19 protein-coding genes and 1 pseudogene are annotated in these 23,828 nt (G+C 73.9%); 5 read left to right on the top strand and 15 right to left on the bottom strand.

Annotated features, from left to right (window positions below; translation table 11 throughout):
* Positions 1-3 precede the first annotated feature (3 nt).
* Complete coding sequence (locus AC5WAM_RS25065) at positions 4-981, bottom strand: L,D-transpeptidase (protein WP_495518868.1); 978 nt, start codon at positions 979-981, stop codon at positions 4-6.
* Between the two features lie 106 nt (positions 982-1,087).
* Between AC5WAM_RS25065 and AC5WAM_RS25060 the strand changes: the two are divergent.
* Positions 1,088-1,567, top strand: a pseudogene (locus AC5WAM_RS25060) (SigE family RNA polymerase sigma factor); the annotation flags it as partial.
* 142 nt (positions 1,568-1,709) lie between these two features.
* Positions 1,710-2,393 carry a L,D-transpeptidase gene (locus AC5WAM_RS25055; protein WP_366794458.1) on the top strand — a complete coding sequence of 228 codons (684 nt, stop codon included), beginning with the start codon at positions 1,710-1,712 and terminating at the stop codon, positions 2,391-2,393.
* Between the two features lie 8 nt (positions 2,394-2,401).
* Here AC5WAM_RS25055 and AC5WAM_RS25050 read toward each other — a convergent pair whose 3' ends face one another.
* Positions 2,402-3,091 (bottom strand): nitroreductase, encoded by a 690-nt coding sequence (locus AC5WAM_RS25050; protein WP_366794457.1) that lies wholly within the window; start codon positions 3,089-3,091, stop codon positions 2,402-2,404.
* Positions 3,092-3,197: 106 nt separating this feature from the next.
* Between AC5WAM_RS25050 and AC5WAM_RS25045 the strand changes: the two genes are divergently transcribed.
* Complete coding sequence (locus AC5WAM_RS25045; protein ID WP_495518867.1) at positions 3,198-3,869, top strand: TetR/AcrR family transcriptional regulator; 672 nt, start codon at positions 3,198-3,200, stop codon at positions 3,867-3,869.
* A gap of 265 nt (positions 3,870-4,134) precedes the next feature.
* On the opposite strand, the gene AC5WAM_RS25040 is transcribed toward AC5WAM_RS25045, so the two are convergent.
* The 7 genes from AC5WAM_RS25040 to AC5WAM_RS25010 all read right to left on the bottom strand — a co-directional run bounded on the left by AC5WAM_RS25040 (position 4,135) and on the right by AC5WAM_RS25010 (position 13,781).
* Positions 4,135-4,680, bottom strand: a complete 546-nt coding sequence (locus tag AC5WAM_RS25040; RefSeq protein ID WP_366794455.1) for an AAA family ATPase — start codon at positions 4,678-4,680, stop codon at positions 4,135-4,137.
* A 106-nt stretch (positions 4,681-4,786) separates the two neighbouring features.
* Positions 4,787-7,081 (bottom strand): xanthine dehydrogenase family protein molybdopterin-binding subunit, encoded by a 2,295-nt coding sequence (locus AC5WAM_RS25035; RefSeq protein WP_495523650.1) that lies wholly within the window; start codon positions 7,079-7,081, stop codon positions 4,787-4,789.
* A 5-nt stretch (positions 7,082-7,086) separates the two neighbouring features.
* Positions 7,087-9,207, bottom strand: a complete 2,121-nt coding sequence (locus tag AC5WAM_RS25030; RefSeq protein ID WP_495518866.1) for a (2Fe-2S)-binding protein — start codon at positions 9,205-9,207, stop codon at positions 7,087-7,089.
* Entirely contained in the window at positions 9,204-10,106 is a 903-nt protein-coding gene (locus AC5WAM_RS25025; protein ID WP_366794452.1) for an FAD binding domain-containing protein, read from the bottom strand. Before AC5WAM_RS25025 ends, AC5WAM_RS25030 begins: the two co-directional genes overlap by 4 nt.
* Positions 10,107-10,403: 297 nt before the next feature.
* On the bottom strand, positions 10,404-12,041 hold the full coding sequence (locus tag AC5WAM_RS25020) for a beta-N-acetylhexosaminidase (RefSeq protein WP_495518865.1): 1,638 nt from the start codon (positions 12,039-12,041) through the stop codon (positions 10,404-10,406).
* Positions 12,042-12,298: 257 nt separating this feature from the next.
* A complete protein-coding gene (locus tag AC5WAM_RS25015; RefSeq protein WP_037825937.1) occupies positions 12,299-12,598 on the bottom strand; it encodes a DUF3039 domain-containing protein in 300 nt (99 codons plus the stop codon).
* A complete protein-coding gene (locus AC5WAM_RS25010; RefSeq protein ID WP_495518864.1) occupies positions 12,585-13,781 on the bottom strand; it encodes an MFS transporter in 1,197 nt (398 codons plus the stop codon). The genes AC5WAM_RS25015 and AC5WAM_RS25010 overlap by 14 nt, the downstream gene beginning before the upstream one ends.
* A gap of 109 nt (positions 13,782-13,890) precedes the next feature.
* On the opposite strand from AC5WAM_RS25010, the gene AC5WAM_RS25005 reads away from it, so the two are divergent.
* A complete protein-coding gene (locus tag AC5WAM_RS25005; RefSeq protein ID WP_495518863.1) occupies positions 13,891-14,763 on the top strand; it encodes a LysR family transcriptional regulator in 873 nt (290 codons plus the stop codon).
* Between the two features lie 42 nt (positions 14,764-14,805).
* On the opposite strand, the gene AC5WAM_RS25000 is transcribed toward AC5WAM_RS25005, so the two are convergent.
* Complete coding sequence (locus AC5WAM_RS25000; protein ID WP_366794448.1) at positions 14,806-15,402, bottom strand: YqgE/AlgH family protein; 597 nt, start codon at positions 15,400-15,402, stop codon at positions 14,806-14,808.
* 252 nt (positions 15,403-15,654) lie between these two features.
* Between AC5WAM_RS25000 and murA the strand changes: the two genes are divergently transcribed.
* Positions 15,655-17,004, top strand: a complete 1,350-nt coding sequence (murA, locus tag AC5WAM_RS24995; protein ID WP_138959993.1) for a UDP-N-acetylglucosamine 1-carboxyvinyltransferase — start codon at positions 15,655-15,657, stop codon at positions 17,002-17,004.
* 169 nt (positions 17,005-17,173) lie between these two features.
* Here murA and AC5WAM_RS24990 read toward each other — a convergent pair whose 3' ends face one another.
* The 5 genes from AC5WAM_RS24990 to AC5WAM_RS24970 form a co-directional block, all read right to left on the bottom strand.
* A complete protein-coding gene (locus tag AC5WAM_RS24990) occupies positions 17,174-17,455 on the bottom strand; it encodes an HU family DNA-binding protein (RefSeq protein WP_016645140.1) in 282 nt (93 codons plus the stop codon).
* 400 nt (positions 17,456-17,855) lie between these two features.
* Positions 17,856-19,277: an NAD-dependent malic enzyme gene (locus AC5WAM_RS24985; protein WP_172384444.1), complete on the bottom strand. Its 1,422-nt coding sequence runs from the start codon at positions 19,275-19,277 to the stop codon at positions 17,856-17,858.
* Between the two features lie 335 nt (positions 19,278-19,612).
* Positions 19,613-21,967, bottom strand: coding sequence for a HelD family protein (locus AC5WAM_RS24980; RefSeq protein ID WP_495518862.1), 2,355 nt, complete (start codon positions 21,965-21,967; stop codon positions 19,613-19,615).
* 153 nt (positions 21,968-22,120) lie between these two features.
* The gene (locus AC5WAM_RS24975) at positions 22,121-23,044 is read right to left on the bottom strand and encodes a zf-HC2 domain-containing protein (RefSeq protein WP_495518861.1); all 924 of its coding nucleotides are present in this window, start codon (positions 23,042-23,044) and stop codon (positions 22,121-22,123) included.
* Complete coding sequence (locus AC5WAM_RS24970) at positions 23,041-23,610, bottom strand: sigma-70 family RNA polymerase sigma factor (RefSeq protein ID WP_138959997.1); 570 nt, start codon at positions 23,608-23,610, stop codon at positions 23,041-23,043. Before AC5WAM_RS24970 ends, AC5WAM_RS24975 begins: the two co-directional genes overlap by 4 nt.
* Between the last annotated feature and the right edge of the window lie 218 nt (positions 23,611-23,828).

The following is a 23,828-nucleotide window of genomic DNA, read 5'->3' as shown; positions in this document are numbered from 1 at the left end:
CGCCTACAGGGCGCTGCCCGCCTTCCATTGGTCCCACGGCACGTTCCAGTCGCCGTACCCGTTCCCCGCGGCCACCGTCTCCGTGGAGCCGGTGACGCGGACGACGTCCCCGGGGATCACCTCTTCGTAGAAGCGCTGCGCCGTGCCGTCCGTGGCGAGGCCTATGCAGCCGTGCGTCACGTTGCTGTTCCCCGCGAACGTGTTGGCCTTCGGGTTCTGGTGCAGATACGTGCCCGACGTCGTCAGGTGCACCGCGTAGTCGTAGTAGCCCTTGTACGCGTCTCCGTAGCCGACGGTCCGGGAGTCCATGAGGACGCGGCGCTGCTTGTCGGAGACGACCATCGTGCCGTTCCAGGTGTCCATCCCCGGGGCGCCCGCCGTGATCGGCACGCGGCGCGTCGCCCCGGCCTTCACGACGGTCATGGTGTGGCTGCGCACGTCGACCGTGGCCACCAGGGAGCGGCCCACGGTGACCGTCGTGTCGATGGCCCTGCCCGCCCGGACGGTGATCTTCGTACCGGGCTTCCAGTACGACCGGGGGCGGTAGTCGATCCGCTGCCCCTCGTGCAGGTTGCGGTCCTTGACCCAGCTCCAGGAGCCGGTCGTGCCGTTGTCCGTGGTGACCTTCAGGCGCTTCTCGACCGCCGCGCGCTCCGGCGCCGGGACCGGCCGGGCGAACGTCACCGACACCGGCATGCCGACGCCGACCGTCTGGCCGTCGAAGAGGTTGACCTTGGCGCCCTCGCGCAGCGCCTCCGGCAGCGGCTTCGCGCGCGGGGACGGCTTGGCGGCCGGGGCCGCCGCGGCGGGCTTGCCGCCCTCGGCGCCGCCCGAGCCGTCCGCGTCGCCGTCGCCGCCGCCGACCCCGCAGCCCGCGAGCAGCAGCGCGCCGAGCGCCGCCGCGGCTCCCCTGCGGCCCCAGATCCGGGCGTTGCCCCTGGCCCCGCGCTGTCCCCTGGTTCCCGTGCTCGCCCTGCTCAACAGAGCCCCCCTGTGTGGTGTGCTTCGATGTACGCGACCTGTACGCACGCCAGGGGCCACCGGGTTGCATGCCGTGCGGAAAAGTTTTCGGGACCTCGGGGGCCGCATGACGGAGGACGAGTTCGACGCGTTCTACGCGTCGGCGTTCCCGCGCGTCGTCGGCCAGGTGTACGCGTTCACCGGGGACCACGGGCAGGCCCAGGACGTCGTCCAGGAGGCCTTCGTCCGCGCCTGGGACCGGCGGCGCGACTTCCTCGCCACCGAGGCCCCGGAGGCGTGGATCCGCACGGTCGCCATGCGCCTCGCCGTCAGCCACTGGCGGCGGGCCCGGCGCTGGCTCGACCTCGTGCGCCGCACCCCGCCGCCCGAGCACGCCCCGGGCCCGGGCCCCGAACACCTCGCCCTGGTGGAGGCCCTGCGGCAGCTGCCCGACGCCCAGCGCCTCGCGATCGTGCTGCACCACCTGTGCGACCTCAGCGTGGACCAGGTGGCCGCGGAGACCGATGCCCCGACGGGGACGGTCAAGGCCCGCCTCGCGCGCGGCCGCGCGGCGCTCGCGAAGCTCCTTGCCGTGAGCGAGGCCGACGCCGTCGGCGGGCCCGGCGACGCGCTCGGCGGGCCCCGTGGCGCCCTCGGCGGGCCCCGTGGCGCCCTCGGCGGGCCCCGTGGCGCGCTCGGCGGGCCCCGTGGCGCGCTCGGCGGGCCGCCCAGCGAGAAGGAGACCGGCCGTGTCCGATGACCTGTCCCGCGAGCCGGCCTCCCCCTCCTCCGCCGCCCCACAGCCCGCCGCCCCGGAGCAGTCCGCCCCGGAACTGTCCGCCGCCCTGCGCGCGCTCGCCGGGAGCGGTGCGGCGCCCGCGCCCATGGCCGGTGCCCAGGTCCGCCGCCGCGCCGTGGCCCGGCGGCGGCGTCGGCGCACCGCCCTCGCGGGGGGCGCCGCCGTCGCCGTGGCCGCCCTCGCGTTCGGCCTCACCAGCGCCCTGCGCGACGGCTCCGACGCCCGGCCCGCGCCCCCCGCCGCGCCCGCCACGCGCTCCGCCGCCGCGCCCGCCGCGACCGTCGACCTCGGCTCGCGCACGCTGGCCCTGGGCGGGCGGAGCGTGCCCGTCTCCTCCGGCAAGGAGTCCCACCCGACGCGCACGGGACGGATGACGGTCGTCGCCAAGTACCGCGTGAAGCGGCTCACCAGCGAGTCGGTGGGTCTCGGGCAGGAGTACGACGTGTCCTTGCCGTGGGTGGTGGAGCTGCGCGGGCCGGACGGCCGGAGCAACTTCATCCTCGCGCTGACGTACGCGGAGGACGCACCCGGCGTACGGGACGCCACCCGGGGCTCCATCGGGCTCAGGTCGGCCGACGCGCGGTGGGTGTACGAGCGGCTGGAGCCGGGCGCGGTCGTGACGGTGCGGCGCTAGCGCAAGCCCTAGTGGTGGAAGGCCGTGGTCGACTCGACCGGAGCACGGTCGGTCCGCACCCGGTTCACCGGCGCGGCCTCGTCGGCATGGCCGAAGGAGACGCCGACGAGCAGCTTTCCTCCGGTGACGCCGAGTTCGGCGCGGACCGTGTCGGCGTAGAAGCTCAACAGCCCCTGCGGGCAGCTGTCCACGCCGTACGCGGTCATCGCCAGGAGCAGCGTCTGAAGGTAGGCGCCGACGTCCGCGGCGAGGCGCGCCTCGCCGTCGCCGTGGACGAAGAGGAACGCCACGTGGGGCGCGCCGTAGAAGGCCAGGCTCTCCGCGTCGTAGGCCGCGCGGGCCGCGTGGTCGTCGGGGCCGATGCCCAGGGCTCCGTACAGCTCGGCGCCGAACGCCGACCGGCGCGCCCGGTGCACCGGCGCGTACATCTCCTCGGCGTACGGGAAGTCCGCCGAGGTGCGTCCCTCGGCATGGGCCGCCCGCAAGGCGGCGGCCAGGCGCTGACGTGCCGCACCGCTCACCACCTCCACCTGCCACGGCTGCGCGTTGGAGTTGGACGGCGCGGCGGCGGCCAGCGAGAAGATCCTGCGCAGCGTGTCCTCGGGCACGGGGTCGGGACGGAACGCGCGGGTCGCGCGACGGCCGCGTATCAGCTTCTCCGCACAGCCGCTCAGCTCGGTGGCAACGAACCTGCTCATGGGACTCCTTGGTGACGGGGAGCAAATGTAAACGGCTCCGTTTACATGCGGGCGCCACCCTAACGCAGCCCTCCGGCCGAAGTAAACGCGTGCGTACACTTCCCTCATGAGCGCGACCGGGAGCACGACAGGCGACACGACCGCCGACACGACCGCCACGCCGCCCCCGCGGCGCGGACGCGGCGGGCGCGAGCGCGTCCTGGCCGCCGCCGCCCGGCTGTTCGCGGCGCAGGGCATCAACGCGACCGGCATGGAACAGATCGCGGAGGAGGCGCCGGTGTCCAAGCGGACGCTCTACGCGCACTTCCGCACCAAGAACGATCTGGTCATCGCCCACTTGCGGGGCCTCGCCCTGTCGGGCGCCACCCTGGAAGGCGTGCTGACCCGCGAGGACATCTCTCCGCGCGAGCGGATCCGCAAGCTGTTCGACCCGCCGGTGACCGACGCGGACCCGTCGGTGACGGACGCGGACCCGTCCGCGGCGGGCGCAGCCCCCGTGCGCGGGTGCCCGTTCATCGACGCCGCCGCGGAGTTCCCCGACCCGGCGAGCGCGGTGCACTCCTACGCCCGGGAACAGAAGCTGCGCATGGTCCAGCTGATCGCCGCCCTGGTGACGGAACTGGGCTGCCGCGAGCCTCTCGCGCTCGCCGAACAGCTGGCCACCCTCGCGGACGGCGCGGCCAGCCGCGCCATGGTCCTCGACGACGCGGACTACGGCCGGCACGCGCGGGCGGCGGCGGACGTCCTCCTCGACCACGCCCTGGCGGAAGCGGGCTGACCACGGGCCCGCGCACGAGTGAGGGCGGCTCCAACCGGAGCCGCCCCTTGCACGTCTTCAGAGTGCGGGGCCGTCAGCCCCAGCCCGTGTCGTTGTCATCCCCCATGACGTATCTCCCCCGTAGCGAGTCGGATCGTGCGTTGAGCGGTTCGGGACTCTTCGATGGTGCCCTGCAACTCGCCCGAATTAAAAGGGATTTATGCGGTCATGGAGAGCCTGGAACGTCCTCGCTACCGTACGGGCGCCGGTACGAGACATTCCGCACTCAGGCCACCGCGGCCTCGTCCAGACGCGCGAGGAGCTCCGTCACCGTCTGATCCGCCGTCAACTCCGAGCTGTCCAGCCACAGTCCGATGCGCGGGGTCTCGGCGCGCAGCCCGGCGTCGAGGGCCTCGACGGTCCACTCGCCGTAGCCGGTCTTGCCGCGGGCGGCCTCGCGGGCGGCGACCGCCTCGGGGCGCGGGGCGAGGACGACGACGTACAGGGGTCGGGTCCGCACCAGGTCGACGTAGCGCTTCAGCTCCGCGCCGAGGACGACGTCCTGGACGACCGCGGTGAAGCCCGCCGCGGCGTACGCGTCGGCCGTGGCCGCTGACAGGCCGTAGCGCAGCCGGAGTTGGGCCTCGGCCTCGCCGCCCGCGCCGGGCTCGTACTCCTCGCGGCCGGAGACGATCATGCGGCGGAACACGTCACCCCGTACGTGCGCCGCGCGCGGCAGGCGCTCCGCGAGGGCCTGCGCGACCGTGGACTTGCCCGCGGCCATGATGCCGGTGATGAGGATGACGCCGTCCGTACCCGTGTGTGCGTTCACGCGCGCGAACGTATCGCAGGGCCGACCGGAGCTCCTCTTCTTTTCCGGTGAGCGGAACGTTTTCCAGCGAGCGGAGCGCGTTCCCTTCCGGTGGGCGGAACGCGGCTCAGGCCAGCTCCGCCCCCACCGCGGCCTGCGGCCGGATCGGCAGCCGGTTCACGGGGCGGCCCGTCGCCGCCCGCACCGCCGACGCGATCGCGGCCGGGGCGGTGACCACCGGCACCGCGCTGGCCGCCTTCGCGCCGAAGGGGGCGACGACGTCGCGCTCCTCGACGAGCTTGACGATCCGGATGTCCGGCGCGTCCAGGGCGGTCGGCAGGGCGTAGCCCGTCAGGTCGGGGTGGCGGACGATGCCGCGCGGGGTGCGGAGGTTCTCCGTGAGCGCCGCGCCCAGGCCCTGGGTGACGCCCGCCTCGATGCGGACCCGCAGCTGCGCGGGGTTGAGGACCCGGCCGACGTCCTGGGCGACCGCCAGCTCCACGACCCGTACCGAGCCGATCTCGATGTCCACGTCCACCACCGCGCGGATCGCGCAGAAGGCCATGCCCACGAAGGCGTCGCCCTGCCCGTCGGCGTCGAGCGGCTCGGTGGGGTGCGGACGGCACTGGGCCGTGGCCCACAGCTCCTTGCCCTCCATCGCCTCCTCCACCGTCGTGGAGAGGACGCCGTCGTACGAGGTGATCTTGCCGTCGGCGATCTGGAGCAGCTCGGTGGACATGCCGAACTTGTGCGCCAGGGGCTGGAGCAGCTGGGTGCGGACCATCTTCGCGGCCCGCTCCACCGCGCCGCCCGACACCCAGGTGTGGCGGCCGTGGCAGCTCGGGCCCGACGGGGGCTGGTCGGTGTCCACGGGGGCCACGCGCACGTCGTCGACGCCCAGGGTCTCCTGGACGATCTGGCGGGCGAGCGTCGCGAAGCCCTGGCCGGTCTCGACGGCCGCGCAGATGACCGTCGCCACGCCGTCGTGGACCTTCACCGTGGCCGTGGAGACCTCGTCGGCGCCCTCCGCGCCGAGGAGCTGGACCATGCCGAGGCCGTAGCCGACGCCGCGCCGCACGGCGGCCGGTTCGCCCGCGCCCTCGGGGCCGCCGGGCAGCAGCCACTCCTCCTGCGGGGTGTCCTTCGGCAGCTCCGGCAGCGGGAAGTCCCGTACGGCCGTGAGCAGTTCGGCCGTCGGGGCCGGGCAGGTCACGGTCTGTCCCGTGGGCAGGACGTCGCCGGTCGCCATCGCGTTGCGCAGCCGCACCTCGGCCGGGTCGACGCCCAGCTTCTTGGCGAGCTTGTCCATCTGCGCCTCGTACGCCGCGCAGACCTGGAAGGCGCCCTCGCCGCGCACGTGCCCGGAGGGCGGGTTGTTCGTCCGCACCACCCAGCCCTCGATGAAGGCGTTCGGGACGACGTACGGACCGCAGGCGAAGGAGACGGCGGCGGCGAGCACCTGCGCCGAGGTGTCCGCGTACGCGCCTCCGTCGAGCAGGATCTGCGCCTCCACCTTCACCAACTTGCCCTCCGCGTCCGCGTGGTGGCGGTAGCGCAGGAGCGTGGGGTGGCGGTGGGCGTGGCCGAGGAAGGACTCCTCGCGCGTCGCGGTGAGCTTGACCGGGCAGCCCGTCTTCAGGGCGAGCAGGCCGAGCGGCAGCTGGAAGCCCGGGTCCTCGCGGTCGGCGGTGGCGCCGGGCACGCCCGTGACGACGACCTTCACCAGGTCCGGCGCCAGGCCGTAGACGGCGGCCGCGCGGTCGCGGTCGCCGTGCGGGTCCGTCGAGGCGACGTACAGCTCGACGCCGCCGTCCGGGCGCGGCACCGCGAGCCCCGCCTCCGCGCCGATCGGCGCCGGGTCCTGGCGGCCGATGCGGTACAGGCCCTCGACGACGACCTCGCCGGTCGCCTCCGGGTCGCCGTGGCGCAGCGGGATGTGCCGGATCAGATTGCCGTCCGGGTGCAGCGGCGGCGCCTCGAAGGCCTGCTCGGGGTCGGTGACCGGGTCGAGGGCCTCGTACTCGACGATGATCGCGGCGGCGGCCATGCGGGCGGTGTCCGGATGGTCGGCGGCGACGGCGGCGATGGGCTCGCCGTGGTGGCGCACCACGTCGGCGGCGAAGACCGGGCGGTCGGCGCTCCACCGGCCGTGCAGGGCCGCGCCCGGGACGTCCTCGTGCGTGACGACCGCGCGGACGCCCGGCAGCTCGCGCGCGTGGGTGGTGTCGATGGACACCACGCGCGCGTGCGCGTGCGGGGAGCGCAGGACGGCCGCCCACAGCAGGCCCTCGGCCCACAGGTCGGAGGCGTAGGGGAAGGTGCCCTCCGTCTTGGCCCTGATGTCCGCCGACGGCAGCGAGGAGCCGATGCCGCGCGGCAGTTGCTCGGCCCCTCCGGGGGTGGTGACGGCTTCGTCGGTCACGCCGGTCACGCCTGCTCTCCGTCCTGCCCGTACGGGCCCGCCTGGTGCGGGATGCGCGTCTGCCCGGCGGCCTGCCCGTCCTGCTCCTGCTCGGCGGCGCCCTTGGCCGCGCGCTCGGCGACGACGTCGCGCACCGCGTCGAGCACGCCGCGGTAGCCCGAGCAGCGGCACAGGTTGCCGCACAGGGCGCGGCGGGCCTCCAGGTCGCTGGGCGCGGGGTTGCCCTCCAGGAGGTCGTGCAGCGTCATGGCCATGCCCGGGACGCAGAAGCCGCACTGCACGGCGCCGCAGTTGGCGAGGGCCCGCTGGACGTCGGAGGGCTGCCCGTCGGCGGCGAGGCCCTCGACGGTGCGCACCTCGCTGCTCGCCGCGGTGGCGGCGGGCACCAGGCAGGAGGCCACGAGGCGGCCGTCCACCTGGACGTTGCAGGCCCCGCACTCGCCCTGCGAGCAGCCGTCCTTGGCGCCCGCGAGGCCGAGCCGCTCGCGCAGCACGTACAGGAGCGACTCGCCGATCCAGGCGTCGGTGACGGGCCGGTCAGCGCCGTTGACGCGCAGGACGTAGGAGACGAGGGGGTGTTCGTCGTGGTGGGGCTGCGGCTCGGCCGGGGCTTCCGGCTGCTCGGGCTCCGCCTCGGCCGCCGCCTCCTGGACGTCGGCCACCGCGTCGGGCCCGGCCTCAACCGGGGGGGCCACTTCCGCTTCCATCGCGGGGGCGGGCTCCTGGGCGGGTTCCGGGGCGGGCGTCGGGGCGGGTTCGCCCGCGGACCCGGCTTCCGGCGCGGGCTCGGGCCCTTGCTCCGGCTCGGGCGCGGACGCCTCCGGCGCGGGCTCCAGCTCGGACTCCGGCTCCGGTTCCGGTTCCGGCACGGCTTCCGGCGCGGGGGCCTGGGCCTCGGCCCCGGGCTCCTCCGAGGCGGCGACCGGCTCCTCCGGAACGGCGGGCTCCACCAGGGCCGGGGCTTCCGGGAGTTCGACCGGGGCCGGGACCTCGGCCGCCACGGGGGCGGGCTCGGGCTCCGGGGCAACCGGCGGCTCCGGCTCGGCGGCCACGGGCTCCGGCGCGGTCACGAGCTGCGGCTCCGGCGCCACGAAGGGCTCCGGCTCCGGCGCGACCAGCGGCTGCGGCTCCGCCGCCTCCTCCGGTACGCCGCCCCTGGGGCCGAGCGAGCCGTCCGGCCGCCGCTCGACGACGAACAGCTTGGCCGTCTGCTCGAAGGGGGTCTCCTCGACGGCGGGCGGCTCCACGGCGGGCTGCTCGACCTGCGGCTGCTCGACCTGCGGCTGCTCGACCGGGGGCGGCGCCAGCGGGGACTGCCCCACCGGCGGGTGCCCGACCGGCTGCTGCTCCACCGGCGGCTGCTCGGCGAAGGCCTCCGGCGCTTGCGGCACCATCGACTCCGGCATCGCCGCGAGCGCCGACGCCCAGGGCGCGGGCGCCCCTCCGGGCAGCGTCGCGGGCGGCGTGCCACCCCACTGCTGCGCGAGGGACGACGCGGTGAACTCGCCCGATTCGTCCGGAAGATCACCATCCGCGACGGGGATGGACCACTGCCCGGTCACGTCGTGCGCGGCGGGCGCGGGCGCGTGCGGATGCGCCGGAGCAGGCTGATCCTGCGGCACCGCGTCCGGGAAGGTCCACTGGCCGGTGGCGCGCGGGTCGTAAGCGTCCGGGACGTGCTGCTCGTACGGACCGTGCGGCTCATGCACGCCGTGCGGCTCATGCACGCCGTGCGGCTCATGCGTGCCGTGCAGACCCTGCGGCTCGTGCGCGCCGTGCGGCTCGTGGCCCTGCCCGTCGTACGCCTCGTGGACCGGGAGTCCCGGCTGCGCGGCGGGGTCCGGCCAGCTCGCGACCGGGGCGTCGCCGGGCGCGGGCGCGACCCCGGTGATCTCCGGGGGCAGCACCCACACGCCCGTGGCGGCGGGGTCGGTGGCGTCGGCGGCGGTCGGCGCGACCGTTATCTGCGGCGGCACATAGCCGTGTCCGGGGGCGGCGAGCGGCGTGCTCACCGCGTCGACAGCGCCCTCCGGGAGCTGGACGAACGCCGTGGCGTCGGCGTCGTACTCGCCCTGCGGGTGCGGCTGCCAGCCGCCGCCCGCCCCGTTCCTCTGTGCGTCGGTCACGACAGCGCCCTCCCCAGTGCTCGTCGGGCCAGCGCGGCGACGGTGCGCCGCAGATGCAGTACGGCGGGCGGGTGCGGCCGCTCGCTGCCGTCCTCGGCGGGCGGCTGGTCCGGGATGCACGCCGCGGCCACGTAGTCGCCGAACGCCGCGAGGGCCTCCGGCACGAGCCCGCGCTCGCCGTCCCAGTCGATGAGCCCGGCCACCCACTGCTCCGCCTCCAGGGGGCGCAGGGGCATGGGCGCGATCGCCCCCACCGCGCACCGCACGCCCCGGCGCGCGGGGTCGAGGACCAGCGCGACGGACGCGAGGGCGCGGCCGGGTCCGGTGCGCCCCGTGGCCTTCAGGAAGACCTGGGGGGCGTGCAGGATCGGCACGCGGACAAATCCGATGAGTTCGCCGGGCTGGAGCATCTCCATGCCCGCGAGCAGGTGCGAGACCGGGACCTCGCGGCGGGAGCCACCGGGGCCCACGATGATCAACACGGCTTCGAGCGCGGCGAGTACGGGCAGCGAGTCACCGGTCGGCGCGGCGGAGGCGATGTTGCCGCCGAGGGTGCCCGCGTTGCGGATCGGCGGGGGTCCCGCGGCGCGCGCGGCCGCGGCGAGCGCCGGGATGAGCGCCGCGAAGTCCGGGCGTCCCATGCGCGCGTGCGTGAGCCCGGCGCCGAGCAGGGCGTGCCCGTCCTGGTACTGCCAGCCGCGGATCTCGCTGATGCGGCCGAGGCCGACGAGCGCGGCGGGGCGCAGCAGGCCGGCGTTGACCGACGACATCAGGTCCGTGCCGCCCGCGACGGGCACGGCTGCGGGCACGGCGGCGAGCGCCGCGACGGCCTCGTCGAGCGTGGCGGGCAGCGACACAGACTGCGCCCCCTGCGCCGCCCGCGGTGCGTGCGTGGTCAAAACCGGCTGCCCCTTCCCGATGGCCCGGCCACTTGCGTGCCGCGCTCACCGTTACGCCTGTTCCGCCGTACGGTACGTGCTCACAACCCGGACGTGGCAACTCTGGCACATCTTCACCGGACCCCGGCGCGGGGGTCCGCTAGGAGACGTTCGTCCGCAGACCTGGGGGATATGCCGTTTTCGCACTCCCTCGCCGGTCGGCGGGAATTGCCACTCTTCGGTGAGCCTTGTACGGCTTTCTCCTGGCGGCCCACAGTCGCAGGGCGGGCCGCCAGGAGCACGTGCGCGGGGCGGACCTCACACGTTTGGGGGCGCCCCCTCGATCGGGCGTCCGAACACGCCGGGACGCTGCTGCCAGGGCAGCGGGCCGCCCGGCGGACGGTAGGACACCCCGAGGGCGTCAAGTCGCGCGTAGTGGGCCGTCATTCGCTCCTCGAAGGCCGCGAAGTCGCGCTCGGCGGGCGCGGGCAGCTCGCTCCAGGCGACCTCTGCGAGCGCCGCGAGCCTGGGGAAGACCTGGTAGTCCACGCGGTCTTCGTTCTCCATGACCTCGGTCCACACGTTGGCCTGGGTGCCGAGCACGTGCCGGGCCTCCTCGGCGGTGAGCTTGTCCGGCACCGGCTCGAAGCGGTAGACGTCCTCCAGGGTGCGCACCCAGCCGATGGGCACCGGCTCGTCCGCGCCGCCGTGCTGACGGTGGTCCAGATACACGTGCTGCTCGGGGCACATGACGACGTCGTGGCCCGCCTTGGCCGCCGCGATGCCGCCGCTGTACCCGCGCCAGGAGGACACGGCCGCGCCCTCCGCGAGTCCGCCCTCCAGGATCTCGTCCCAGCCGATGAGCCGACGCCCGCGCGCGGCCAGCCACTTGTCGAAGTGCCGGATGAACCAGCTCTGCAGCTCGTCCTCGTTGCTGACGCCCAGCTGCTCGATCTGCTCCTGGGCGACCTGGGAGTCCTTCCACTGCTCCTTGGGGCACTCGTCGCCGCCGACGTGGATGAACGTCGACGGGAACAGCTCCAGGACCTCCTCGAAGACCCCTTCGTAGAAGCGGAGGGTGCCTTCGGTGGGCGCGAGCACGTTCGGCGTGACGCCCCAGTTGTCCCAGACGGACAGCGCGTTCGTGTCGATGACGTCGGCGTTGCCGAGTTCCGGATAGGCGGCGATGGCGGCCTGCGAGTGCCCCGGAACCTCGATCTCCGGTACGACGGTGATGTGCCGGGCCGTGGCGTACGCGACGATCTCGCGGATGTCCTCCTGGGTGTAGAAGCCGCCGTGCGGGGTCTCGTTCCACAAGTCCGACTGGCGGTGGCCCCACTTGGTGCGCGAGCGCCACGCGCCCACCTCGGTGAGCCGGGGGTAGCGCTTGATCTCCAGGCGCCAGCCCTGGTCGTCGGTGAGGTGGAAGTGGAAGACGTTCAGCTTGTGCGCGGCGAGCAGGTCCAGATAGCGCAGGACCCCTTCCTTGGACATGAAGTGCCGCGACACGTCGAGCATCATGCCGCGCCAGCCGAACCGGGGGGCGTCCTCGACGACGCCCTCGGGGACGGTGAGCGTGCCCTGCGCGGCGATCGGGGCGCGGCGGAACGCCTCCGGGCCGAGCAGTTGGCGCAGCGTCTGGGCGCCCCAGAAGACGCCGGCCGAGCCGCCGCCGACGATCTCGACGCGGTCGGAGGTGACGGTGAGGCGGTAGGCCTCCGGCGCCAGCGCCCCGCCCTCGTCGTCGACGCGCAGCACGATGGTGCCGGGCGCCGTCTCCGCGCCCGGCGCGAGCGGGAGGTGGAACGTGCCGCCCAGCGTCGCGCGCAGCCAGCGTTCGGTGGTCTCGGTGCCCGGGCCCGCCCAGAGCGCGGTCGACCCGTCGACGGTGAAGCCGGTGCCGCCCGGTGTGCCCTCGGCGCGTGCGGGCGCGGGGATCAGTTGCTCGAAGGTCATGGGGAGGAGGCTGCCACGGCATTGCGCGGGGCAAAAGAGCCTTTGCGGCATATGCAACGGAGGCCGGCCCCTGGGCCTTGAACAGCCATCGGCGCTGCGCGCCTCGTCCTCAAACGCCGGACGGGCTCGAGCGTCTCACCGGACGTGCCACTGCCCGGATCCGGACGTGCCGCTGCCCGGATCCGGACATGCGTGGGCCCCCGCCGCGCCGTCGGACGCTGCGGGGGCCCACGGTGATCAACCGGGTCGGCGTGCGGTTACTTCTTGCCGCCGTCCTTGCCGCCCTTGTCCTTGTCGCCGCCGGCGCCCATGGACTCGTAGATCTCCTTGCACATGGGACAGACGGGGTACTTCTTCGGGTCGCGGCCGGGGACCCACACCTTGCCGCAGAGCGCCACGACGGGGGTCCCGTCGAGCGCGCTCGCCATGATCTTGTCCTTCTGGACGTAGTGCGCATAGCGCTCGTGGTCGCCGTCACCGTGCGACACCTGGGGCGTCGGCTCTACGAGGGTCCCCGTACCTGCCCCGCGCTCGGGCTCGGGCTCAAGAGTGCTCATAGGTGCCAAGGGTACTCACGCCCGGCGCGTCCTGGCAGCGGCTGTCGCCTCCGCGGGCGCGACGCCCCGCCACCAGGTGCAGGGCGAGGCCCAGGGCCGCGACCCCGGCCGCCGCCCACGGCAGCGCGCCCGCGTCCAGGCCCGCCGACAGGGCGAGCCCCGCGGCGCCGGAGCCCACCGCGCTGCCCAGGTAGAGGGCGGAGTTGTTGAGGGCGAGGGCCACCGTGCCGCGCTCGGCGCTCAGCGCCAACAGGCGGTGCTGCTGCGGCACCTGGAAGGCCCAGCCCGCCGCGCCCCAGACCACGAGCGCGGGGAAGGCCGCCGCCCCGAGGAGCGGAATCGAGGCTTCCGAGACGACCAGGAGCGCCGTCACGCCCGTCACGAGGGCGAGCACCCGGCCCGTGCGGTCCACGAGCGGCCCCGCGAGCACGCTGCCGAGCACGCCACCGATCCCCCAGGCCCACAGGTACGGGGCCACCTCGCCCTCGCCGACACCGCCCGCCGCGTCCAGGACCGGGGCGAGGTACGTGTACAGGCCGAGGCTCGACACGGCCCCCAGGAAGGACACGCCCACGACGGGGAGGACGGCCCGGTCGGCGAGCGCCCCGAGCCGCGCCCGCACCGGCACGGCGGGCGGCGCGGGGATCTCGGGCAGGCCCGCCGCGAGCCCCGCGAGGGCGACCGCGCCGAGCCCCGTCACCAGCCACATGGTCGAGCGCCACGAGGTGTGGTCGGCGAGCAGCACCCCCAGCGGCACGCCGAGCACCGTGCCCGAGCTCATCCCGCCCATCACCAGGGCGAGCGCCCGGCCGCGCTTCTCCGGTCCGGCGAGCGTGGCGGCGGCGGCCGTGGACAGCGCCGAGTACACCCCGGCGCCCACGCCCGCCACGGCACGGGCGGCGAGCAGCACCGCGAGGCCGGGCGCGAGCGCGGTCAGGGCGTTGCCCACCGTGAACACGGCGAGCGCCGCGATGATCAGCACGCGCGGGCGGGCGCCCGCGAACAGGCCCGCGACGAGCGGCGCGCTCACCGCGTACGCCAGCGTGAAGACGGTGACCATCTGCCCGGCGAGGGACACGGTCGTGTCCAGGTCGTCCGCGACCACGGGCAGGAGGCCCGCCATCACATACGCGTCGAGCCCCAATGTGAAGGCCCCCAGCATCAACAGCCAGATCTTCCGCACGGGTCACCAGCTCCCTTCGTTCCCGCTCACGTCGTCGTCGGACGGAAACGTAGGCAGTCTCCGGTTCGGCGGGGAAATGCCCGCCGGAGTGCGTTTATGCTCAGGAAGCATGGATTCCAAGCCGCCCGAGGACCCCCTGGACACCGTGGAGCTGCGGCATCTGCGCGGCTTCCTCGCCGTCGCCGACGAGCTGAGCTTCACGCACGCCGCGGCGGCGCTCGGCATCGGACAGCCCGCGCTCACCCGGACCGTGCGGGCCCTCGAAGAGGCCGTCGGCACCCGTCTGCTCGACCGCACCACCCGGCACGTGGAGCTCACCGACGCCGGGCGGTGTCTGCGCGACGAGCTCGCGCCGCTGCTCACGCGCCTCGACGGGGCCCTGCGCGCCCCGGGCGCCGCGCGGCCGGTCCTCCGGCTCGGCTTCACCTCGATGCTCCCGGAGGTCTGCGGGCCGCTCACCACCGCGTTCAAGGCGGCGACCGGGGCGGTCGTGCGGCTCGTGCGGCGCGACGAGCCGCTGGCGGGGCTCACCTCGGGGGCCTGCGACGTGGCGGTCGTCCGCGGGGACCTGCCGCCCGGGGCCGAGGTGCGCGGTCAGGTGCTGCTGCGCGAGCCGCGCGTCGCCGCCGTGGCCCGCGGCTCCGGGGCCCTCGCGGGCCGCCGCGTCCTCGACTGGGCGGAGCTCGCCGCGCACCCGCTCGTGGTGAACACCGTCACCGGGACCACGCGCCCCGAGCTGTGGCCCGCGGACCGCCGCCCCCGGCTCGCCTGCACCGCCGACAACTTCGACGAGTGGCTGGAGGCCGTCGCCGCGGGCCACGGCATCGGGGTCGCCCCGGAGCCGGTCGCCCGCCGCCACTCCCATCCGGGCCTGCGCTATCTGCGCCTGAAGAACGCGCCCCCGGTCACCGTCCACCTGGCCGTGCCGGCCCGCGACCCGCATCCGCTCGCCGAGCGGTATCTGCGCACGGCAGCCGCCTGACCGCACCCCGGCCCTGCGCCTTCGCGTCTTCGCGCCTTCGCGTCAGTTCAGCGACGGGTCGTCCGGATACGTCGCCACCATCGCGAGCTCGCTGCGCTGGCGCCGCAGCACGGAGCGCCACAGCCGCTCCGGGTCGGGCGAGGAGACGTCGCCCGGCTCGGACTCGACCACGTACCACGCGCCCTCGACGAGTTCGTCCTCCAGCTGGCCCGGGCCCCAGCCCGCGTACCCCGCGAAGATCCGCAGGGAGCCGAGCGCGGCGGCGAGCAGCTCCGGCGGGGCCTCCAGGTCGACCAGGCCGATCGCGCCGTGCACCCGCCGGAAGCCGATGGGGTCCTCGCGGGACGGGCGGCGCCGGGAACGCACGGCCCCCTCGTCGCCGGGGATCACCGCGACGCCGAGCGCCGAGTCCAGGGAGACCGGGCCGCCCTGGAAGACGACGCCGGGCGCGCCCGCGAGCTCGCCCCAGCCCTCCAGGATGTCGCCGACGCCCACCGGGGTCGGGCGGTTGAGGACCACGCCCAGCGAGCCCTCCTCGTCGTGGTCGAGGAGCAGCACCACCGCACGGTCGAAATTGGGGTCCGACAGGGCCGGCGTGGCCACGAGCAGCCGCCCTGTGAGCGAGGACACCTCGGTCATGCCAGACATGATCCCGCATCTTGGGCTTCTCCGGGGAGGCAATGGCCTGACGGAAGTGCACGCAGTTCAGGGCGTACGCGGGCGGTTCGGGCGGCGCGCGGGAAAGGTGACCCTGAGCGTCCGGTTCCGTACGGTTCGTGTTGTAGCCGAGTCATGACGTGCTCGGGCCCCCTCGGGCCTACGGACGGGGGGCGGGCGGCCATTACGCTTTCCCTTTGATCCCCCCGTCCACCTCTTCGGAACGCGAGATTCATGACCGTCACCGGCACCCAAGACGTACTGCTTGTCCACGGCGGAACCCCGCTGGAGGGTGAGATCCGTGTCCGCGGCGCGAAGAACCTCGTGCCCAAGGCCATGGTCGCCGCGCTGCTCGGCAGCGCTCCGAGCCGTCTGCGCAACGTTCCCGACATCCGCGACGTCCGTGTCGTACGCGGCCTGCTGCAACTGCACGGCGTGACGGTCCGCCCCGGCGAGGAGCCGGGCGAGCTGGTGCTCGACCCCTCGCATGTGGAAAGTGCGAACGTCGCCGACATCGACGCGCACGCGGGTTCCTCGCGGATTCCGATCCTGTTCTGCGGCCCGCTCCTGCACCGCCTCGGTCACGCGTTCATCCCGGGCCTCGGCGGCTGCGACATCGGCGGCCGCCCCATCGACTTCCACTTCGAGGTGCTCCGCCAGTTCGGCGCGACCATCGAGAAGCGCGAGGGCGGCCAGTACCTGGAGGCGCCGCAGCGCCTGCGCGGCACCAAGATCCGCCTGCCGTACCCCTCCGTGGGCGCCACCGAGCAGGTGCTGCTCACCGCCGTGCTCGCCGAGGGTGTGACGGAGCTCTCCAACGCCGCGGTGGAGCCGGAGATCGAGGACCTGATCTGCGTCCTGCAGAAAATGGGCGCGATCATCGCCATGGACACCGACCGGACCATACGGATCACCGGTGTGGACAGCCTCGGCGGCTACAACCACCACGCCCTCTCGGACCGCCTGGAGGCCGCCTCCTGGGCTTCCGCGGCCCTGGCGACCGAAGGCAACATCTACGTCCGCGGCGCCCAGCAGCGCTCGATGATGACCTTCCTGAACACGTACCGGAAGGTCGGCGGCGCCTTCGAGATCGACGACGAGGGCATCCGCTTCTGGCACCCCGGCGGCCAGCTGAAGTCCATCGCCCTGGAGACGGACGTCCACCCCGGCTTCCAGACCGACTGGCAGCAGCCGCTCGTCGTCGCCCTGACGCAGGCGACGGGCCTGTCCATCGTCCACGAGACGGTGTACGAGTCCCGCCTCGGCTTCACCTCGGCGCTGAACCAGATGGGCGCCCACATCCAGCTCTACCGCGAGTGCCTCGGCGGCTCCGACTGCCGCTTCGGCCAGCGCAACTTCCTGCACTCCGCGGTCGTCAGCGGCCCCACCAAGCTGCAGGGCGCCGACCTGGTCATTCCCGACCTGCGCGGCGGCTTCTCGTATCTGATCGCGGCGCTTGCCGCCCAGGGCACGTCCCGGGTGCACGGCATCGACCTGATCAACCGCGGCTACGAGAACTTCATGGACAAGCTCGTGTCGCTCGGCGCGAAGGTCGAGCTGCCCGGCGAGCCCGCGCTGGGCTAGCCGCCCGCCGAGCCGTGCCGAAGGGCGCCTCCCCCTGGCGGGGAGGCGCCCTTCGGGCATCCGGGCGCCTTCCGTGCCTTCCGGGCGCGCGCACGCCGAAGGGGCGGCCTCCCGAAACGGGTGGCCGCCCCTTCTGCGTACCGAATGAGCCTCAGGGCTGCAGACGGACTTACTTGCCCTTGGCGGCTTCCTTGAGCTTGCTGCCCGCGGAGACCTTGACGCTGTAACCGGCCGGGATGTTGATCGGCTCGCCGGTCTGCGGGTTGCGGGCGGTGCGAGCGGCACGGTGGGTGCGCTCGAAGGTCAGGAAGCCGGGGATGGTGACCTTCTCGTCGCCCTTGGCAACGATCTCGCCGACGGTCTCGGCGAACGCGGCCAGCACGGCGTCGGCGTCCTTGCGGGTCACCTCGGCGCGGTCGGCCAGCGCGGCCACCAGCTCACTGCGGTTCATGTTTGTACTCCCGTGTTCTTCTTGCCGTTGAGGCGTGCCACGCGGCGGAGCCGCATGTGAGGCAACAGCGAAGCCGATGCTGCCAGGGTCTCGGTCAGTCCCAGGACCCGGGTCCGTGGTCAGACCCTCGCGCCCAGAGACGCATCCTGCCCCCACCAGCGGCGGGAAAGCCAATCCGGCACCCCTGGGAGTCACACGAAAAGCGCCCATTTCGTCTAGGTGCCTCGAAATGGTGACGCTCCGTCCGCTCCCGGCGCCGGGCCGCAGGCCGTGCGGGCCTGGTCAGGGCGGCGCGGACCCGCAGGACCGCGCCCAGCCACCCTAGAGGCCCGCTGAGGGCGGCGTTCCACGACGCGCCGTGCCGACGCGCCGTGGCACCTGTCACAGACCGCCGAGCGGCTCAGCCCGCCGCGCTCGCGCCGGCGGCCTTGGCCGCGGTGCGCACCGCCCCGGCGACGGCTCCGGCGACCTTGTCGTTGAAGACGCTCGGGATGATGTAGTTCGGGTTGAGCTCGTCCTCGGTCACCACGTCCGCGAGGGCGGTGGCCGCGGCCAGCATCATCTCGGTGTTGACCGTGCGCGACTGGGCGTCGAGCAGGCCGCGGAAGACGCCGGGGAAGACCAGGACGTTGTTGATCTGGTTCGGGAAGTCCGAGCGGCCCGTGGCCACGACCGCGGCCGTCTGGCGGGCGATGGCCGGGTCGACCTCCGGGTCCGGGTTCGCGAGCGCGAACACGATGGCGCCGTCGGCCATGGCCGCGACGTCCTCGCCGCCGAGCACGTTCGGCGCCGAGACGCCGATGAAGACGTCGGCGCCGCGCACGGCCTCCTTGAGGCTGCCGGTGATGCCCTCGGGGTTGGTGTTGTCGGCGATCCAGCGCAGCGGCGAGTCGGCCGCGGCGTCCACCAGGTCCGCGCGGTCGGCGTGCACGACGCCGTGGATGTCGGCGACGACGGCGTGCTTGACGCCCGCGGCCAGCAGCAGCTTCAGGATGGCCGTACCGGCCGCGCCGGCGCCGGACATGACGACGCGTACGTCACCGATGCTCTTGCCCACCACGCGCAGGGCGTTGGTCAGCGCGGCGAGCACGACGATCGCGGTGCCGTGCTGGTCGTCGTGGAAGACGGGGATGTCGAGGGCCTCGCGGAGCCGGGCCTCGATCTCGAAGCAGCGGGGCGCGGAGATGTCCTCCAGGTTGATGCCCGCGAAGCCCGGGGCGATGGCCTTGACGATCTCGACGATCGCGTCGGAGTCCTGGGTGTCCAGGCAGATCGGCCAGGCGTCGATGCCCGCGAAGCGCTTGAAGAGGGCGGCCTTGCCCTCCATGACGGGCAGGGCGGCCTTGGGGCCGATGTTGCCGAGGCCGAGGACGGCCGAGCCGTCCGTGACGACCGCGACGGAGTTGCGCTTGATGGTGAGGCGGCGGGCGTCCTCGGGGTTCTCGGCAATCGCCATGCACACGCGGGCCACGCCCGGGGTGTAGACCATGGAGAGGTCGTCGCGGTTGCGGATGGGGTGCTTGGACGCCATCTCGATCTTGCCGCCGAGGTGCATCAGGAACGTACGGTCGGAGACCTTCCCGAGCGTGACGCCCTCGATGCCGCGCAGCTTCTCGACGATCTCGTCGGCGTGCGCGGTGGACGTCGCGGCGATCGTGACGTCGATGCGCAGCTTCTCGTGGCCGGACGCCGTGACGTCGAGGCCGGTGACGGAGCCGCCGGAGGACTCCACGGCCGTGGTGAGCTGGGAGACCGCGGTTCCGCTCGCGGGCACCTCCAGCCTGACCGTCATCGAGTAGGAGACGCTGGGCGCCGTTGCCATGGCGGACTTCCTCTGCTTTCACCTTGTAGCTGTTGCCGTCCGATGGTCGCACCTACCCCTGAGTACGTGGTAGCCGCCCCGGATTGAGAACGTTTTGTTCACATGCATTTCGGAAAACAGTTTCCACCATACGAGAAGGGCAGGGAAACGAAAAGAGGTCCACGTCACCGGGTGACGTGGACCTCTCCTACGCGAAGTGACACCGACCCGCCATGCTCGCCTCGCGGCAAGTGGTCGCTCGTAGCGACGAAGGTTGGGCCCGGGGGCTTGGATCGAGCCGGTGTCACATCAACGGTAACAAACGAATCCCGTAAGGCAATTCCCGTAGCAGGGGGTCATTCCCTGAGCAGGTCCGGCACGCCGTCCGCGTCCGGCTCGTCGCGCTCGCCCGACAGGACCGTGAGCTGCTGGGTGGCACGGGTCAGCGCGACGTACAGGACGCGCAGGCCCGCCGGGGACTCGTCGGCGATCTCCGCGGGCGACACGACGACCGTCGCGTCGTACTCCAGGCCCTTGGCCTCCAGGCTGCCGAGCGCCACGACGCGCTCGCCGAGCCCGGCCAGCCAGCGGGCCGCCTGGTCGCGGCGGTGCATGGCGACGACGACGCCGACGGTCCCCTCGACCTCGTCGAGCAGCCGGGCCGCCTCCTCGCGCACGGACCGGCCGAGGTCCTTGCCCCGTACGACGGCGAAGCGCGGCTCGACACCCGTGGAGCGGACGGCGGACGGGGACTCGGAGCCGGGCATGGCCAGGGCCAGGACCTTGGCGGCGAGGTCGGCGATCTCGGCGGGGTTGCGGTAGTTGACGGTCAGCGTGAAGCGGCGGCGCGGGCGGGTGCCGAGCGCCTCGTCGCGCGCCGCCGCGGCCTCGTCCGGGTCGGACCAGGAGGACTGCGCCGGGTCGCCCACGACCGTCCAGGTCGCGTGGCGCCCGCGGCGGCCCACCATGCGCCACTGCATGGGCGTGAGGTCCTGGGCCTCGTCGACGATGACGTGCGCGTACTCGGTGCGCTCGGCGGCGAGCCGCTCGGCGCGCTCGCGCTGGGACTCCTCGCGCATCGGCATCAGCTCGTCGAGGCCGGTGAGCTGGTCCAGCGGGTCGAGGTCGCGCTTCTTCTTCGGCCGCGCGGGGGTGCCGAGGATCGCCTGGAGCTCGTCCAGGAGCGCGATGTCGTGCACCGAGCAGGTCTCGCGGCGCAGGGAGCGGGCCAGCTTGCGGACCTCGCCCGGGTTGAGCACCCGGCGCGCCCAGCGCCCGAGGCGCTTCTCGTCGGCCATCGCGCGCAGCACGCCGCGCGGGGTGAGGACGGGCCACCACGCGTCCAGGAACGCGATGAAGGCGTCCTCGGTGGTGATGTCCTCGTCGAACGACGAGCGGAGCTCGGCGGCGAGTTCGGGGTCGCTGTGCCGGGTGGCCGCGCCGGACTTGTCCCAGAGGGCGTCCAGGAGGAGCTTGCGGGCCCGGGGGCGCAGCAGGTTGACGGGGGCGGTGCCGCCGAGCGCGGTGCGTCTGACGCGGGCGAGTTCCTCGGCGTCGAGCTCCAGGCGCCTGTTGAACGCCACGACGCGGAGGCGGGTGGGGGTGCCGGGCGCGGCCGCGGCGCCGGTGCCGGGCGCGGCCGGGGCGGGGAACAGGGCGTCCTCGTCGTCGGCGGGGGCCTGCGGCGGGGCGGGCGGGGTCTCCAGGGCGCCCCTGGCCGCCTTGCGGAGGACCTTCAGCATGCGGGACGAGCCCTTGACGCGGGCCACCGCCGGGCTGTCGTAGACCGTGGCGTCCACGCCGTCGACGAGGGAGCCGACCGCGCGGATGGCGACCTGGCCCTCCTCGCCCAGGGACGGCAGGACGCCCTCCGTGTACGCGACGAGGAGGGGCGTCGGGGAGACGATGAGGATGCCGCCCGAGTAGCGGCGGCGGTCCTGGTAGAGCAGGTACGCGGCGCGGTGCAGCGCGACCGCCGTCTTGCCGGTGCCCGGGCCGCCCTCCACGTACGTCACGGACGCGGCGGGCGCGCGGATGACCTGGTCCTGCTCGGCCTGGATGGACGCCACGATGTCGCGCATGGTGTGGCTGCGGGCCTGCCCGAGCGCGGCCATGAGCGCCCCGTCGCCGACCACGGGCAGCACCTCGCCGTCCAGGTACGCCGTCAGCTCGGGGCGCATCAGGTCGTCCTCGACGCCGAGCACCTTGCGGCCCTTGGAGCGGATGACGCGGCGGCGCACGACCCGGCCGGGGTCCACCGGGGTGGAGCGGTAGAAGGGGGCGGCGGCGGGCGCGCGCCAGTCGATGACCAGCGGCGAGTAGTCCGCGTCGAGGACGCCGATGCGGCCGATGTGCAGGGTCTCGGCGATGTCGGCGCACGGCCCCGACGCGTCCTGGCGGACCACGCCCTCGGCGGGTTCGACCGCCGTGTAGGCGCCGTCCGGGCCCTTCTTGCCGTCCTTGCCGAGGAGCAGGTCGATGCGGCCGAAGAGGAAGTCCTCGAACTCGTTGTTGAGGCGGTTGAGATGGATGCCCGCGCGGAAGACCTGCGCGTCACGCTCGGCGAGCGCGCCCGGCGTACCGACCTGGGAACGCTGGGCGGCGTCGTTCATCAGGAACTCGGCCTCGTGGATCTTCTCCTCCAGGCGGCGGTAGACCTGGTCGAGGTGTTCCTGTTCGACGCTGATCTCGCGGTCGCGTACGTCGGCCACCGGGGCCCCTTTCCTGACGTGCTGCTGCTCGTACTGAGCAGCCGTCCACCGTACGCGAAAGGGGCCCCGCTTGTGCAGTCTCGTGCGCCGTCCGTCGCCGGGCCGTGACCCGGGGCGTCGCTGGTCAGGGCGGTGGCGGGGGTCTTCGGCGCCTCAGACGTCCACCGACACGAGGCGTTCGCCGCCGAACGTGGTGACTTCGAACCGGTCGATGTCGTCGCGGTCGAAGGCGGCGCCGCCGTGCACGTACAGCGGGTTGCGGGCCCACTTGTTCGAGCTGTCCTTGATGCCGTAGCCCCATGCGGGGACCGACCAGGACGAGACGGTCTCGCGTTTGCCGTCCTTGCCGACGGCTACGAGGGAGCACTTGAGCGGGCCCTTGACGTTCTTCAGCTCCAGGACCGCGTGGGTGCCCCAGGCCTTCCTCTCGGTGCCGACCGTGGCGGTGACCTTCGTCTTCGGATCGGTGGCGGACTTCTTCTCCTCCATGTGGTGGAAGAAGGCGTCCTCGGCGGGCGAGGTCGGGTGCGGGTCGATCGCCACCTGCCCCTTCGAGCCGTCGTCGCCGTCCACCGCGACGACCGCGAGCGGCCCGCCGATGATCAGCGCGGCCGCCGCCGCGGCCAGGAACAGAGAGCGCCTGCGCCGCCGCGCGCGCCGCTGCGCGACCTCGTCCACGAGGCGTTCGGCCAGGCGCGGGCCCGGCCGGGCGGCGAGCCGCTCGCCGACCTCGGGCAGTGCGCGCGGCCGGGGCACGGCCGCGTCCGGACCTTCGGGCGCGCCGAGCGGCCCGTGGGCCCCGGGGAGGCCCGCCGCGCCGTGCGCCCCGGGGAGGTCCGCCGCCCCGTGCGCCCCGGGAAGGTCCGCCAGGGCGGCCAGCATCGGCTCCATGCCGGCGAACTCCTCCAGCTGCCGGGCGCAGATCTCGCAGCCCGCCAGGTGGGCCTCGAACTCGGTGGCCTCCGCGTCGTCCAGGATGCCGAGGGCGTAGGCGCCGACGGTCTCGTGCACCGCCTCGGGACCCTGCGGGCCGTGGCCCCCTCGGTCAGGGCCGTGTGCGTCGTACGGCGTACTCATGCCGTCACCCCCCGCTCCTCCAGAGCCAGCTTCATCGAGCGCAGCGCGTAGAAGACCCGCGAGCGCACCGTCCCACTGGGTATGCCCAGCGTCTCGGCCGCCTCATTGACCGTACGCCCTTTGAAGTAGGTCTCGACAAGTACCTCCCGGTGCGCGGGAGTCAGGTCCTCCAGCGCGTCCGACAGCGTCATCAGCCACAGCGCCTTATCGATCTCGTCCTCCGCGGGGATGACCTCCAGCGGCGACGGGTCGACCTCCTGCGGCCGGGCCTGCCGGCTGCGGTGGCCGTCGATGACGATGCGGCGTGCGACCGTCACCAGCCAGGGGCGTACCGAACCGGTCGCACGGTTGAGCTGACCGGCGTTCTTCCAGGCACGGATGAGCGTCTCCTGCACGACATCCTCGGCGCGCTGCCGGTCTCCCGCCACAAGGCGGAGCACATAGGCGAGAAGCGGACCGGCGTGCTCGCGGTACAGCGCGCGCATCAACTCCTCGTCCGGCTCCGGCGCGGGCGCCGCGCGATGTCGGTGCGGGCGTTCATCGGCCACGGCGGAATCCTTGCGCACGTCTGCCTCCGCTGTCCGCGCTTCGGCCCGGCTGGCCGGGCGCTTCGCTGAGTTGCCGTTCGTCTGCAGGCCGACTCGGGCTGGTCGCGCCCACGCGGCGGAGCCGCATATGGACACGGCCCCGCGCCCCTTCGGGGCGCTGCCGAACCACGCGCCGGCTGGTCATCAGGGACGTACGGACAGAGCGGGGGATGTGTTCAGGCAGCGGCGAGGTTTTC

This window comes from Streptomyces sp. JLYT201 (genome assembly GCF_059448825.1).
Note: the sequence above shows the minus strand (reverse complement) of the source record. Positions and strands in the feature narration are given on the sequence as shown.

Bases quoted from the DNA above. Each gene is read 5' to 3' on its own strand.
- AC5WAM_RS25050 (WP_366794457.1), bottom strand. From the start codon at position 3,091: ATGAGCAGGTTCGTTGCCACCGAGCTGAGCGGCTGTGCGGAGAAGCTG.
- AC5WAM_RS25045 (WP_495518867.1), top strand. From the start codon at position 3,198: ATGAGCGCGACCGGGAGCACGACAGGCGACACGACCGCCGACACGACC.
- AC5WAM_RS25020 (WP_495518865.1), bottom strand. From the start codon at position 12,041: ATGACCTTCGAGCAACTGATCCCCGCGCCCGCACGCGCCGAGGGCACA.
- AC5WAM_RS25015 (WP_037825937.1), bottom strand. From the start codon at position 12,598: ATGAGCACTCTTGAGCCCGAGCCCGAGCGCGGGGCAGGTACGGGGACC.
- AC5WAM_RS25005 (WP_495518863.1), top strand. From the start codon at position 13,891: ATGGATTCCAAGCCGCCCGAGGACCCCCTGGACACCGTGGAGCTGCGG.
- AC5WAM_RS25000 (WP_366794448.1), bottom strand. From the start codon at position 15,402: ATGACCGAGGTGTCCTCGCTCACAGGGCGGCTGCTCGTGGCCACGCCG.
- murA (WP_138959993.1), top strand. From the start codon at position 15,655: ATGACCGTCACCGGCACCCAAGACGTACTGCTTGTCCACGGCGGAACC.
- AC5WAM_RS24990 (WP_016645140.1), bottom strand. From the start codon at position 17,455: ATGAACCGCAGTGAGCTGGTGGCCGCGCTGGCCGACCGCGCCGAGGTG.
- AC5WAM_RS24985 (WP_172384444.1), bottom strand. From the start codon at position 19,277: ATGGCAACGGCGCCCAGCGTCTCCTACTCGATGACGGTCAGGCTGGAG.
- AC5WAM_RS24975 (WP_495518861.1), bottom strand. From the start codon at position 23,044: ATGAGTACGCCGTACGACGCACACGGCCCTGACCGAGGGGGCCACGGC.